Annotated in this window: 11 protein-coding genes; all 11 read right to left on the bottom strand. The window is 64.2% G+C overall.

The features are described from left to right. Positions 1-96: 96 nt before the first annotated feature. A complete protein-coding gene (locus tag LUA85_RS04855; protein WP_371823708.1) occupies positions 97-897 on the bottom strand; it encodes a pyrroline-5-carboxylate reductase family protein in 801 nt (266 codons plus the stop codon). Positions 898-935: 38 nt separating this feature from the next. Beyond that, complete coding sequence (locus LUA85_RS04850) at positions 936-1439, bottom strand: YbjN domain-containing protein (RefSeq protein WP_231467438.1); 504 nt, start codon at positions 1437-1439, stop codon at positions 936-938. Positions 1440-1628: 189 nt separating this feature from the next. Further along, positions 1629-3704 carry an SPOR domain-containing protein gene (locus tag LUA85_RS04845; RefSeq protein WP_231467436.1) on the bottom strand — a complete coding sequence of 692 codons (2076 nt, stop codon included), beginning with the start codon at positions 3702-3704 and terminating at the stop codon, positions 1629-1631. 168 nt (positions 3705-3872) lie between these two features. Further along, entirely contained in the window at positions 3873-5321 is a 1449-nt protein-coding gene (gene ftsZ, locus LUA85_RS04840; RefSeq protein ID WP_231467434.1) for a cell division protein FtsZ, read from the bottom strand. Between the two features lie 176 nt (positions 5322-5497). After that, the gene (gene ftsA, locus LUA85_RS04835; protein ID WP_231467432.1) at positions 5498-6778 is read right to left on the bottom strand and encodes a cell division protein FtsA; all 1281 of its coding nucleotides are present in this window, start codon (positions 6776-6778) and stop codon (positions 5498-5500) included. A gap of 10 nt (positions 6779-6788) precedes the next feature. Further along, positions 6789-7769, bottom strand: a complete 981-nt coding sequence (locus LUA85_RS04830) for a cell division protein FtsQ/DivIB (protein WP_231467430.1) — start codon at positions 7767-7769, stop codon at positions 6789-6791. Between the two features lie 5 nt (positions 7770-7774). After that, positions 7775-8716, bottom strand: coding sequence for a D-alanine--D-alanine ligase (locus LUA85_RS04825; RefSeq protein ID WP_231467428.1), 942 nt, complete (start codon positions 8714-8716; stop codon positions 7775-7777). Beyond that, positions 8713-9594, bottom strand: coding sequence for a UDP-N-acetylmuramate dehydrogenase (gene murB, locus LUA85_RS04820; protein ID WP_231467426.1), 882 nt, complete (start codon positions 9592-9594; stop codon positions 8713-8715). The genes LUA85_RS04825 and murB overlap by 4 nt, the downstream gene beginning before the upstream one ends. Positions 9595-9683: 89 nt before the next feature. Next, the gene (murC, locus tag LUA85_RS04815; protein WP_231467424.1) at positions 9684-11111 is read right to left on the bottom strand and encodes a UDP-N-acetylmuramate--L-alanine ligase; all 1428 of its coding nucleotides are present in this window, start codon (positions 11109-11111) and stop codon (positions 9684-9686) included. Then, complete coding sequence (murG, locus tag LUA85_RS04810; RefSeq protein WP_231467422.1) at positions 11108-12289, bottom strand: undecaprenyldiphospho-muramoylpentapeptide beta-N-acetylglucosaminyltransferase; 1182 nt, start codon at positions 12287-12289, stop codon at positions 11108-11110. Before murG ends, murC begins: the two co-directional genes overlap by 4 nt. Beyond that, positions 12286-13479, bottom strand: coding sequence for an FtsW/RodA/SpoVE family cell cycle protein (locus LUA85_RS04805; protein ID WP_231471769.1), 1194 nt, complete (start codon positions 13477-13479; stop codon positions 12286-12288). Before LUA85_RS04805 ends, murG begins: the two co-directional genes overlap by 4 nt. Positions 13480-13505: the final 26 nt, after the last annotated feature.

The raw sequence follows: 13505 nt of genomic DNA, 5'->3' as shown, positions 1-13505 counted from the left end.
TGGCCACGTACTGCGAATATCGGCGCACCGGGCCATTGTTTCAAGCGAAACCGGCACAATGGATCGACAATCCTTTGTAACGAATTGTTGCGCGACTTAACCGCGCGCCCTGGCCTGCCTGGTCATTTCGGCGCTGCGATCCCGTGCGCCGCGCAACGTATCCTCCATCAACAGCGCCAGGCGCCTGTCCGCATCAAGGACATCGATGCCCACTTGCGTAACGCCGCCGGGACTGGCGACCCGACGCGCAAGCTCGCCCGGCGAGTACTCCGAAGATGCGGCCAGCATCGCTGCGCCCTCCACCATCGACAGCGCCAGCCGATCCGCCTGTTCGCGCGGGAGGCCCAGCGCGGCCGCGCTTTCGGCCAGGGCATCGATGAAGCGATAGACGAATGCAGGACCCGATCCGGCCAGCGCCGTGACCAGATCCATCTGATCTTCGTCAGAAAGCCATTCGGCCTGCCCCAACGGGGCCATCAATGCTTCGACCTGCTGGCGCGCGACGTCGTCCACATCACCCACGAGTGCGATCGGCGACTTGCCCAGCGCGGCGGCCAGATTGGGCATGACCCGCACGATGGCACCGGCATCGGGAAACGCAGACCGGAGCGTTGCCAGATCGACCCCTGCCAAAATCGACAGGAGCAATGTTGTGGCGCCCACGAACGGACGGACAGCCGCGGCAGAATCCGGCAACTGCTGCGGCTTGAACCCCAGCAGAACCACATCGAACGGTGCCTGCCCGTCAGGCGCTGCATCCAGCAGGCGGACACCCTGCGGCGCTGCATCCAGATAGGGATCGATCACCGTGAAGCATTCGGGCGCCATGCCGCCTGCCAGCCAGCCCTTGAGCATCGCGCCGCCCATGTTGCCACAGCCGAACTGGAGGAAAGACATCGTCATGTGCGTTTATCCCATTTGAACGGCGCGAACGATCAAGCTTCTCCGGCGGCGTCAACCATGGCGCTGGCCAGCGCTTCGACTGGGCTTTTGTCGCCCCACAGCACGAACTGGAACGCCGGATAGAAGCGGTCGCATTCATCCACCGCCGCTTCGATCGCAGCCTGCGCTTGCCCAAGGCTGAGCAGCCCGTCATCGCCCAGCATCAGCCCATGGCGATAGAGAAGGACCGACCCGTTCGACCAGATATCGAAGTGACCGATCCAGACCTGTTCGTTGATCAGCGCCATCAGTTCGAAGACCGGGCTTTTCTTGTCATCGGCGATACGGATATCAGGCAGGCACAGGATCTGCAGCACGTGATCCTCGGCCCGCCAGATCGCGCGAACCTGATAATTCGCCCATGATCCTTGTATCTCGCCGCTGATTTCGTCGTCCGAGACGAACTCGCACGGCCACCCCCTCGCCTCGAACAGCGAGGCGATCATGTCGACCGGCGCTGCCTCTTCGCGCTCGTTGTCGTCATGGCCGGTGCGCATGGTACGTCCCCTGAACACTCGATGGGCCTCCCGGAATGGTCGGCCCCGGCAGGGCGTCTTGCCCGACCTGCCGTCAGCCCTGTCCATGCGGGCTTGCTCCGCGCACGACAATCGTGCGTTAACAGGCCACTGGGCAAAACTCGACAACCCTGTGGGAAAGCTGTGGACAAGGGGTGAACAAGCCCCCGGTCACTTCAGCGAGAGGGAATCCACCGCCTGCCCTGCGGGACTGGTCCACTGGTAGCTGGCAACCCCACCCTTGCGCAGCTTCGTGATGAACTCCTGCGCGGCCGCTTCGCTTTCAAACGGCCCGGTCAGCAGGCGGAAATTGCTGCGCCATGGCGAAAGGTAGGGCTTGCGGGCGCGGAACGCCTCAGGCGCTTCCTTGACCAGACGGCGCCATTCATTGTCCATCATGTCCTTGTTCGCGCCGGTCAGCACCTGCACCCAGATACGGCTCGGATGGCTTGGCACCGATTTCTTCGCCTTGGCCTCCTTCGCGTCCTTGGCTGCCTTTGCGGCATCTTTCGCTGTCGCCTTGGGGTCCTTAGACGCAACCTTTGCATCTTTTGCGACGGGCTTTTCCGGCTCTTTCGCGCTGGTCCGCGAAACATCGGTAGGGCCATCGGGACGCTCACCGCGCGGATCGGGCTTTGCCACTTTGGCAACCGGCTTCGCCGCGATCCGCGTGATGTCCACCGCTTCGGCGGGAGCCTGAAGCTCCTCCGGCGGCGGCGCGAATGTCTTGAACAGGCTGGCAAAATCGGCAGGACGGTCAGGCGTGGCCGTGCTCTCGGCAGGCGGTGCTGCGGGCGCAGGACCCGGCGCAGGCGTGGCCGTTGCCACTTGCACCGGCAGAGTGACGGCAGGCGAAGTCTCAGCGGCGGGGCTTGGTGCAACCGGCGGTGGCGTGATCGGAGACGCCGCCGTTGCCTGCGTTGTGCCTCCGACCCTGGCCAGATCAAACGCCCCCGGCGCTGCATTCGCAGCGACGGTCGCAGGCGGCGTTGGCGCGGAGGAGGCCTGCGGACCTTGCGTAGCAACCGTTGCGCCAGCGGGAATCGCCTGTGATGGCGCTGCTACCTGCGGCTGGGGCAAGGCCTGAACGACCGGCTGGGACACCGATTGTATCGGAGCAATCGGCGAGGCTGGCTGTGTGGTCGAGCGAATTGGAGGAACCGGGGGGCGCGAAGCACCGGGCGGCAGGTCCAGCACGGACAGGACGGTCTTCCGCGTCGGTTGCGTTGCAGCTTGCGGCGGCTGGGCCGCAGGCGCGGTCGAAGATACCGGGGTGACAGCCGGTGCAGCCGACGTTGGCGCAGGCGTGATCGAACTCGCCTGAACACGCCCTGGCCTGGCCGTGGCCGCCGACGCCAGTTGCCGCTCCTCCCGTCCGGGGCGACGACGCTTTTCGCGACTGGGCTTGTCCGTGGCACTTGACCCCAGCGGCGCGCCGGAAGGCGTCAAACCGGCTTCGGCAAAGCGCGGCGCGCGTGGGTTGGCAGCCGCATACTGGACGATGCGCGGATCGTCGCGCCCGATATCCGCCGCCCTGGGGAAACGTCCGAAATTTGCCGCCGCCGCCTGCTGTGCGGGCGTAAGCCGCGGCATGTAGCGCAGATAGGGCGCGATTCCCGCCGCCAGTTCCTGCGGCATTGATGCATATGCCACCGCGACGGCTTCATCCGGGCCGCCCGTCACCGCCATAACGAACGTGCGGGTGCGCCATGTCGGCCGGTCCTGCCGGTTGATAAGTGGCGCGATCAGGGCCTCTGCCCCGCGCCGATCCCCGGAAATCGCAAGGCTCAGCGCATAGCGGCGCGTAACTTCGTCGTCCGCTCCCTTGCTCAGGGCGACAGGATACCAGCGTTGGGCGCGGCCGTTATCACCCACCAGATCATACGCCAGCGCGCGGTCTGCGGCCATGGCGAAGGTATCGGCGCCTACGCGCTCGGCCTCATCGAATGCACGGATCGCATCGACCGGATTTTCGGCGAGCAGATAGGCCTTGCCGGTCAGGACTTTCGTGCGCGCACTGCCCGGCTGCACTTCGTTTGCGCGGGTCAGGAAACCGATTGCGGCGTCGGCGTCGCCCAGCCGCAGCGCGGCATCAGCGGCATCGTAAAGCGCGGGGACGCTGCGTGGATCGGCCGCAAGCCGGGCCAGCGCAGCGTTCAATTCACGGCTGGGGCTTGGTGCGGTGGATTGCACGACCGGGCGCGAGATCGTTGCCGGTCCGTCAGGATCATCGTCAACCTGAGCCATTGCTGCAGGCGATACAGCCAAAAGCAGCACCGCCAGCGACAGTTGCCAACCCGTTCCAGCCGGGCGTGACCCGGCAAGGGGAGCGCATGTAAAACGATTCGTCATCCAGCGGCGCTCATACAGACCTGAACATGAAGCGGCGACAACATGCCGCCGCTTCAACACAATTTACTGGTTGTTCTGACGACCAAGGAAGCGCGGAATGTTGAGCGCGCTGCCATCGTCGCCATCGTCATCGTCGCGGTTGCCCCGCGAAAGATTAGCCATGCGTTCGAACAGGGTGCTGCCGCCCCCCGCAGGCTTGGCCACCGGAGCATCTGGTCCACGCCCCAGGCGCGGCATGGCAGGTGCGGCAGGTGCCGCCGGTTCAGCAGGCGCATCCAGCCCGCCCAGTAGCAGTTCGCCGCCTTGCTGATCGGCAGGTGCTTCCTGCGATTCCGACAGGTCAAGCGTCAGATCCAGCGTTTCGGGTTCGGGTACGCTCGGTTTGGCCTGTTCAGCGGCAGGGGTCCAGCTTGGCTGCGGCGCAGGTTCAGGCGCGGCTGGCGGCGGTGCGAATGTCGGTGCGGTAGACGCAGATGCAGGAACGGCAGGTCCGCGCGAGGTTGAGGGCATGGTCATCGGGCGCGACGCGACTTCAGCCTGTTCCGCGCTCTGCTCGATTCCCGTGGCGACCACGGAGACGCGAATCTTGCCATCGAGATCGGGATTGAACGCCGAACCCCAGATGATATTCGCGTTGGGATCGACCAGTTCGCGGATGTGATTGGCCGCTTCATCCACTTCGAGCAGCTTCATGTCATCGCCGCCGATGATCGAGATGATCACGCCCTTGGCGCCCTGCATCGAAACGCCATCGAGCAGCGGATTGGCAATCGCGCGTTCAGCCGCTTCAAGCGCGCGTTGCGGACCTTCGCCCTCGCCCGTGCCCATCATCGCCTTGCCCATTTCACCCATGACGGAGCGCACATCGGCAAAATCGAGGTTGATCAGGCCGGGCATGACCATCAGGTCCGTGATCGAGCGGACGCCCTGCTGCAACACTTCGTCAGCCAGCTGGAACGCTTCCTTGAAGGTCGTTTCCGCCTTTGCCACCAGGAACAGGTTCTGGTTGGGGATCACGATCAGCGTATCGACGTGCTTCTGCAGTTCTTCGATGCCCGATTCCGCCGCGCGCATGCGGCGTGTGCCTTCGAACAGGAACGGCTTGGTCACCACGCCAACGGTCAGCACGCCCTTGCGACGCGCCGCTTCTGCAATGACCGGCGCAGCGCCGGTGCCGGTGCCGCCGCCCATGCCCGCGGCGATGAACACCATATGGACGCCTTCAAGCGAGCGTTCGAGATCTTCGAGAGTTTCTTCGGCGGCAGCGCGGCCCACCTCTGGACGGGCGCCTGCGCCCAGCCCTTGCGTGATATCAGGTCCCAGCTGGATGCGGTTTTCGGCGATGGAATTGTTCAATGCCTGCGCATCGGTGTTGACGACGATGAAATCGACGCCTTCGATCTTGGCGTTGATCATGTTCGCGATGGCATTGCCGCCCGCGCCGCCAACTCCGATCACCGTGATCCGGGGACGAAGTTCGTCGATGGCCGGCGGTCCGATGTTGATGCTCATTGTCGGTCTCCCAAGCGGGTCAGTCATGCGCCGATAAAGGCGTGGAAAAAGTCTGCTGCAACCTGTTGCACAAGCAGGACCGGCGAATCAAAGGCCGATTAACCTTTTCCACAGGTTGCAGCACGATGACTCTATCTGATTCCCCCATTTCAGAGGCGAATTGATGGATAACGTCATCAGAAATAGTCCCGAAGCGCCCGCCAGAGCCGACTCAGCAACTTCATGCCCTTGTAGCTTCCGGTCGGCGTATAGTCAGGACCGATAGCGCGGATATCGACCGGATCGGCCGCCGCGAACAGGACAAGGCCGACCAGAGTCGATGAGCTTGGCGTCGCGTGACCGGGCGGCAGGCCCAGCATCGTCGGCGGAGAACCGATGCGCACGGGCCGACCGAGCGCCGATTGCGCATAATCGGCCAGCCCCGGCAATTGCGCACCGCCCCCGGTCAGCACCACCTGCTGCCCAGTCTGCCCGACAAATCCCATCGCCTTCAGCGCCTTGGATACCTCTTCGGTAAAAAAGCCAAGCTGCTGGGTGATCACCGAAATCAGTTCGGCGCGCGGGATGCGGTTCTTGTCATCGGCGTGGCGCGCCACCGGCCCTCCTTCGGGATCGCCCGGCGCGTTGACCGGAATCATCTCGCGATGATCGGCCGGGCTGGCTATGGCCGAGCCTGACATGCATTTCAGCCGCTCTGCCTGATAGCGACGAATCCCGAAGGCCGATGCGATGGCATCGGTAATGTCGCCCGATCCATACTGGATCACCTGCATGCCCAGCAGCATTCCGGCGGCATAGACCGAAACCGTCGTCACTTCCGCGCCGAATTCAACCAGCGCCACGCCCAGTTCGCGTTCTTCCGGGGTAAGGCAGGCATGCCCTGCGGCGATGGGCGATCCTACCACGGCCTCGACATCAAGGTGCGCGTTCTGCACCGCTTCCCGCAAATTGCGGATTGGCGCCCCATCGGCGAGCATCACATGGATATCGACCGCAAGCCGTTCGGCATGCAGGCCCTTGGGATTGGGTACGCCGTGCGCGCCGTCCAGCGTGTAATGCGCGGGCTGGGCATGAAGCACCGTGCGGCCATCCGGCTCGATCCGCTCGCGCCCGGCCACCAGCAGGTGTTCGATATCGTCCTGTTCGATCCGGCGCCCGCCAATCTCGACCTCGACCCGTGTGGTGGTGCTGGCCAGCCCCGCCCCCGAACAGCCGATCCACACCTTCTGAATGCCTATATTGGCCATCTTTTCGGCACGTTCGATCGCATCGCGCACGGAATGCGTTGCGGCCTGCATATCAGTCACATAGCCGCGCTTGATGCCTTGCGCGGCGCGGTGGCCCGATCCCAGCACCACCATCTCGCCCGTTTCGGATAGCCCCGCGATCATCGCGGACACACGAAACGAACCGATGTTTACGGCAGCGAAAACCTTTGAAATCCGCGGAGCAGCCATGATCCCTGGCTCAACCCTCGTCTGATTTGGCGGACGCGGACTTCGCGGCGGCCCGTTCGCGCCTGGCCTCGGCCTTGGCCTGATCGGCCGCGCGCTTTTCAGCCGCAACTTCATCGGCATGGCCAGGTACGCGCATATAGATGCGGTCAGGCGCGCGCATGTCGAACGCGGCAACCTTGCCGCCGAGCAGGCGATTGACGCCGTCCATCCGTGCAAAGCTGAGCAAAGCGCCCGCCGCCTTGTCGTCACCTTCGGGCAGGGCGAGCACTTGCCCGGTCTTGAACGTCAGGTTCCAGCGGCGGTTGCCGACCCATTCGGCTTCGGACACTTGCGGCTTGAGCGCGGGCGCGGCTTCGAGCAGGTGCGAAAGGTCCTCGACGCGCTTGCCCGCGCCCGGCCCCGCCAGCACCAGCATGCCCTTGGCGCGATCCTGCTTGATCGGTTCGAGTTCGGCGCCGGTCTCGTCGATCAGCACCATCCGGTCGGGCTTGCGCAGCACCGCGTGGGGGCTGCGCTCGACGATGTCGATCACCAGCGTATCGGGCAGCTTGCGCGATACGCGGGCGTCCTTGACCCATGGCAATTCGTTCAGTTCATCGCGCAACCCACCCAGATCCAGCGTGGTCATCGCCCGGTCGTTCTGGCCAAGGATGCGTTCGTAGATCTTCAATTCGTTCATGCGATTGACGCCACGTACCTCAAGATGGCTGACCTTGAAGCCCGCATCCGAGGCGATCAGCGCTGCCTGTTCGGATGCCAGCGCCGGGATGCCGGCCATCACCGCCACGGTCCATACCAGCGCGGCCGCCACCGCAAGAATCAGCGTCATCACGATCCGGTGCAGCGTCTCTTCGCTGAACGGCAGCCAGCGCATCACGCTGTCAAGGATCGAGCCGGTCTGCTGGCGCGCGGTCTGGACCTTGCGCTGCGTCGTGCGCGCGGCTGCCGCGCGTCGCACACCCTTGCCGCCCCGCTTGATCGTCTGCGCCATGATGATCAGCCCTTTCCGGCATCGTTGATGGCTTCGGCGATGATCGCCTCGACCAGATCGGGATAATCCATGCCCAGCGTTCTGGCCTGTTCAGGCACCAGGCTGAGCGGGGTCATCCCCGGCTGGGTGTTCACTTCCAGCAGGAACAGCCCTTCGATCCCCTGTTGATCGTCCCAGCGGAAATCGGAACGACTGGTGCCCTTGCAGCCCAGCAGCCTGTGCGCGCGCAGGGCGATGTCCTTGCAGGCTTCGGTGATCTCGTCGGGAATCTGCGCCGGGCAGATGTGATCGGTCATGCCTTCGGTATATTTGGCATCGAAATCGTAGAAGCCGGACTTGGGCTTGAGTTCGGTGACCAGCAGGGCACGATCACCGATCACCGCCGTGGTCAGTTCCAGCCCGCGAATGAACGGTTCGGCCAGCAGTTCGTCGAATTCCTGCCACGGCCCCTTGGCATCGGCGCTGATCGGATCGCCATAGTTGCCATCCGCCGTCACGATGGCAACGCCAACCGACGATCCTTCATTGACCGGCTTGAGCACATAAGGTCGCGGCAGCGGATCGGCGCGGTAGAGTTCCTGCGTCTTCACGATCCGTCCGCCGGGCATGGGAATGCCATGCGGCACCAGCGCCTGCTTGGTCAGTTCCTTGTCGATCGCGATGACCGAGGTGGCAAGGCCCGAATGCGTATAGGTCAGCCCCATGATATCCATCAGGCCCTGAATCGAGCCGTCCTCGCCCGGCGTGCCATGCAGCGCGTTGAACACGACGTCAGGCTTGGCCTCAGCCAAACGCAGGGCCACATCACGGTCCATATCGATCCGCGTTACCTGATGGCCTTTGGACTCAAGCGCCTTGGCCACGCCCTCGCCCGACATCAGGCTGACCGGGCGCTCGCTCGACCAGCCACCCATAAGGACTGCGACGTGGAGTTTCGGGAGAGTCACTTGCGGCCGATCCTTTTGATTTCCCATTCAAGGTCCACACCTGCGTGATCTTTCACGCGGCGGCGCACCTCCTCGCCCAGTTCCTCGATCTCGGCGCTGGTGGCGGTGCCCGTGTTGATGAGGAAGTTGGTATGCTTCTCGCTGACCTGCGCCCCACCCATGGTCAATCCCCGGCAACCGGCCTTGTCCACCAGTTCCCATGCGCGCGCGCCATCGGGGTTCTTGAACGTGGAGCCGCCGGTCTTTGACCGCAGCGGCTGCGAGGCTTCACGCGCGGCGCTGATGCGGTCCATTTCGGCTTGAATGGCGTCTGGCGTACCGGGTTCGCCGCGAAACCGCGCGGCAACAACGACGCAGCCATCGACAAGATCGGAGTGACGATAAGTATAGCCAAGTTCCGACAGCGGCAGCGTGGCGATTTCACCGGAGCGGATCACCACGTCGCAATCGACCAGCACGTCCTTCACTTCGCGGCCGTAAGCCCCGCCGTTCATCCGCACGAACCCGCCGACCGTGCCGGGGATGGAGCGCAGGAATTCCAGCCCCGCGATGCCGTGATCGCGCGCGGTGGAGGACACCAGAATGCCGCTGGCCCCGCCGCCGCAGTTGAGCGTGACCCCGTCCACTTTCTCGACCTTCGCGAAAGCCTTGCCCAGCCGGATCACCACGCCCGGAACCCCGCCATCGCGCACGATCAGGTTGGAGCCAAGACCCAGTGCCATGACCGGCACATCCGGCGCAAGACCGGCGAGGAAGTGCTGGAGATCGGCCACATCTTTCGGCTCGAACAGCCAGTCCGCCGTGCCGCCGGATTTGAACCACACCAGCGGAGCGAGCGGAGCGTTGGGGGTGAGTTTGCCCCTGATTTCAGAAGACACCCCCCCCCGGCCCCCTCCTCTGAAGAGGAGGGGGTGAGTGGAAGCCCCCTCCTCTTCAGAGGAGGGGGTTGGGGGTGGTGTCTTCAACGTCACGCCGCCGCCCTCTCGCGCGCGATCGCATCGGCCAGCCCGGCCGCCCACTTGGTGATATCGCCCGCGCCAAGGCAAACGACCATATCGCCCGGCTGCACGGTGCCCGCCAGTTCCTTCGCCAGTGCATCGGCACCATCGATCAGGTGCGCGCTGCGGTGGCCGCGCGCCTTGATGCCCTCGACCATCGTGGCGCTGTCCACGCCCGCAATCGGCTGTTCGCCCGCAGCATAGACTGGCGCGGCGTAGACCACATCGGCATCGTTGAACGCGCCCTGAAATTCTTCCATATGATCGCGCAGCCGGGTAAAGCGGTGCGGCTGGACGACCGCAATCACGCGGCCTCCCGATCCTGTAACGGGCACACCTTCGCGCGCAGCAGCAAGCACGGCGCGGATTTCGACCGGGTGATGGCCATAATCGTCGATCACGGTAGCACCGCCAACCTCGCCCACCTTCGTAAACCGGCGCTTGACCCCACCGAACTTGGCAAAGCCGGTGCGGACCAGATCATCCGAAACGCCCATTTCCACCGCGACCGCCACGGCGGCGAGCGCGTTCTGCACGTTATGACGGCCCGGCATCGGCAGTTCGATACCATCGATCCGCCGGAACGAACCATCGCGCTGGCGCAGCAGCACATCGAAGCGGTTGCCGCCCGGAATCGGCGTTACCGCCTCGCCCCGCACATCGGCCTGCGCGGAAAAACCGTACGTCACCACGCGGCGGTCGCGCACCTTGGGGATGATCGCCTGCACTTCGGGATGATCGATGCACAGCATGGCCGCGCCATAGAACGGCACGTTCTCGATGAATTCGACAAAGGCGGATTTCACCTTGTCGAAGCTGCCATAATGATCGAGGTGTTCGGGATCGATGTTGGTGACGACCGCCAAAGTGCCGTCGAGCCGCAGGAACGATCCGTCGCTCTCGTCCGCCTCGACCACCATCCAGTCGCTATCGCCCAGGCGCGCGTTGGAGCCATAGGAATTGATGATGCCGCCGTTGATCACGGTCGGGTCCACGCCGCCCGCATCGAGCAGACAGGCGATCATCGAGGTGGTGGTGGTCTTGCCATGCGTTCCCGCCACCGCAACCGTGCTTTTCAGCCGCATCAGTTCGGCCAGCATTTCCGCGCGGCGGACGACCGGAATGCGGTTTTCAAGCGCGGCGACGACTTCGGGATTGTCGCGCTTCACCGCAGTCGAGGTTACGACAACGGCAACGCCATCGACGTTTTCGGCGCGCTGGCCGATCATCACGGTGATCCCGCGCGAACGCAGGCCTTCCACGACATAGCTTTCCGCCATGTCCGACCCCTGCACCGCATAGCCCATGTTGTGCATGACTTCGGCAATGCCGGACATGCCAATGCCGCCGATTCCGACAAAGTGGATTTTCCCGATCTCGGTGCCGACGCCCTTCATGCCAGTTGCTCCTGACCGGAGGCAGCCCCGGAAGCAGCCGACGCGCGGGTATCGACGCGCATCACGTCCATGATCGGTTCCGCCCCGAAGCTTTCGACCAGATCGGCAAGATCGCTGACCGCGTTGGGCAAGCCGCAGTTCCATGCGGCATGGGCGGCGTTGGCAAGAGTATGGGGATGCTGGGCCATCGTCTGTATCTGCTTGGCAAGTTCCTTGGGGGTGAACCCGGTCTGGCGGATCGCCCGCGCGCCGCCTGCGGTCACCATCTCGCGCGTGTTGGCGGCCTGATGATCGTCCGTTGCGATGGGCAGCGGGATCAGGATCGCGGGGCGGCCCACGGCGGTCAATTCCGCGATGGTCGATGCCCCCGCCCGGCCGATGAACAAGTGCGCACCCGCAAGCCGCGCCTGCATGTCCTCGAAGTAGGTGCCAAGTTCGGCGGGGATTTCATGTGCGGCATAACGCGCGCGAACGGCTTCAAGGTCTTCCGGGCGGCACTGCTGAGTCACTTGCAGACGATGGCGCAGCGCAGGCGGAAGCATCGCAAGCCCATCGGGCACAACTTCGGACAGGATCGAGGCGCCCTGGCTGCCGCCGGTCACCAGCACACGGAACAGGCTGTCTTCGGTGAATTCGGGGAAAGGCTCGCCACGCAGCGCCAGAACTTCCGGGCGCACCGGATTTCCGACGCGGTGAACTTTGCCCCACAACTTGGGATCAAGCCGTTCAACCTCCCCGTAGGCGGTTGCGATGACATCCACCCGCTTTGCCAGAAAGCGGTTGACCCGCCCCAGCACGGCGTTCTGTTCGTGAATGACGGTCGGGATTTTTGCCGAGCGCGCCGCCAGCAAGGCGGGCAGCGCGGGATAGCCGCCAAAGCCGATCACGCACGAAGGCTGGAAGCTTTCGAACAGGCGCAGCGCCATCGCGCGCCCTTGCAGAATTGCGCGCAAGCCCTTCCACAGCGCCACCGGGTTCTTGCCGAGACGGCCAGCGGGCAGAACATGCGCGGGCAGGAAATCGGGCTTGCCGGGAATTTTCGCGCCACGCTCGTCAGTCACCAGCGCAACGTGATGCCCGCGCCGCTCAAGCTCCACCGCCAGCGCGAACGCCGGGATCAGGTGACCGCCCGTGCCGCCAGCGGCCAGCACATAATGTCGGGAAACGCTGCCTGTCATTTGCGCACCAGTTCCGAAATGTCGAACTTTTCCCGCGTCAGGAAAGGATTGCGGCGGGTAATCGCCAGCAGCAGGCCAACACCCAGCAGCAGCGCAATGGTGGACGATCCGCCATAGCTGATCAGGGGCAGGGTCATGCCTTTCGAGGGGAAGAGTTGCAGGTTCACCAGAATGTTGATGAAGGCCTGCCCGACCAGTTGTGCGGTAAGCCCCGCCGCCGCCAGGATCGTGAACAGATCTTCCTCATCGAGCAGGCGGATCAGCACGCGCAACGCGATAGCGCAATAGACCACGACCACCACCGCGCAGGCAATCAGCCCGAATTCCTCACCGATCACCGAAAAGATATAGTCGGTGTGTGCTTCGGGCAGGGCATTCTTCCGGCTGCCAAGCCATAGCCCCGCCCCGCTCCACCCACCGTTCAGCAGTGTCCGCATCGCAAGATCGACCTGATCGAATTCGCTGCCGCCCGAAATGAACGCATCGATCCGGTGCGTGGCATTGGGATAAAGGAAGTACGCAGCGATCACCAGCAGCACGCCCCCGCCCATCGACCACAGCACCTTGTTGATCGAAAGGCCGGAAAGAAGCACCAGCACGAACCAGACCCCGCCGAACAGCACGGTCGATCCAAAGTCCGGCTGCGCCATCAATAGTGCGCCGACCAGCCCCATGATCGCCAACGTGATCGGGATCACAGGGATATTGGGATCGCGGACCCGCCAGGACAGTATCCATGCAATCGCAATGGCGAAGCCGGGCTTGAGAAATTCCGAAGGCTGAAGGCTGAACCCGATCCACAGCCACCGCTTGGCCCCCTTCACCTCGCTGCCGACCAGCGGGACGAGCACAAGCGCCACCACCATCGCCGCGGCGAGGATGATCGCGCCGCGCCGCGCGGCCTCCTTGGGCAGGACGGACGCAAAGAACATCGCGACCATCCCGAACGCCACCCAGCGCAAGTGAATCCAGAAGAAATACAGATCGCCCAGCGATTTGGTGGAGGTGGACAAGCGGTGCGCGCTGGCAGGCGATGCCGCTGCCACGGCAATCGTGCCGATGGCCACCAGAAACAGGATGAGGCCCAGTAGCACCCGGTCGATCTCGCGCCACCAGATCAGCAGTTCGCTGCGGCGGCTGCGGCGGAACCGCGCGCCATGCCCGACCACGCGGACGCCGCCTTCAGGCATGGTCGTGGTGACAAGCCGTGTCGGCG

The organism is Novosphingobium sp. CECT 9465 (assembly GCF_920987055.1).
Classification (GTDB): domain Bacteria; phylum Pseudomonadota; class Alphaproteobacteria; order Sphingomonadales; family Sphingomonadaceae; genus Novosphingobium.
Note: the sequence above shows the minus strand (reverse complement) of the source record. Positions and strands in the feature narration are given on the sequence as shown.

What these genes read in the sequence shown, in the direction of transcription:
- LUA85_RS04805 (WP_231471769.1), bottom strand. Translation starts at nt 13,479, where the DNA reads ATGCCTGAAGGCGGCGTCCGCGTGGTCGGGCATGGCGCGCGGTTCCGC.
- ftsZ (WP_231467434.1), bottom strand. Translation starts at nt 5,321, where the DNA reads ATGAGCATCAACATCGGACCGCCGGCCATCGACGAACTTCGTCCCCGG.
- LUA85_RS04845 (WP_231467436.1), bottom strand. Translation starts at nt 3,704, where the DNA reads ATGGCTCAGGTTGACGATGATCCTGACGGACCGGCAACGATCTCGCGC.
- murG (WP_231467422.1), bottom strand. Translation starts at nt 12,289, where the DNA reads ATGACAGGCAGCGTTTCCCGACATTATGTGCTGGCCGCTGGCGGCACG.
- ftsA (WP_231467432.1), bottom strand. Translation starts at nt 6,778, where the DNA reads ATGGCTGCTCCGCGGATTTCAAAGGTTTTCGCTGCCGTAAACATCGGT.
- LUA85_RS04850 (WP_231467438.1), bottom strand. Translation starts at nt 1,439, where the DNA reads ATGCGCACCGGCCATGACGACAACGAGCGCGAAGAGGCAGCGCCGGTC.
- LUA85_RS04855 (WP_371823708.1), bottom strand. Translation starts at nt 897, where the DNA reads ATGTCTTTCCTCCAGTTCGGCTGTGGCAACATGGGCGGCGCGATGCTC.
- LUA85_RS04830 (WP_231467430.1), bottom strand. Translation starts at nt 7,769, where the DNA reads ATGGCGCAGACGATCAAGCGGGGCGGCAAGGGTGTGCGACGCGCGGCA.
- murC (WP_231467424.1), bottom strand. Translation starts at nt 11,111, where the DNA reads ATGAAGGGCGTCGGCACCGAGATCGGGAAAATCCACTTTGTCGGAATC.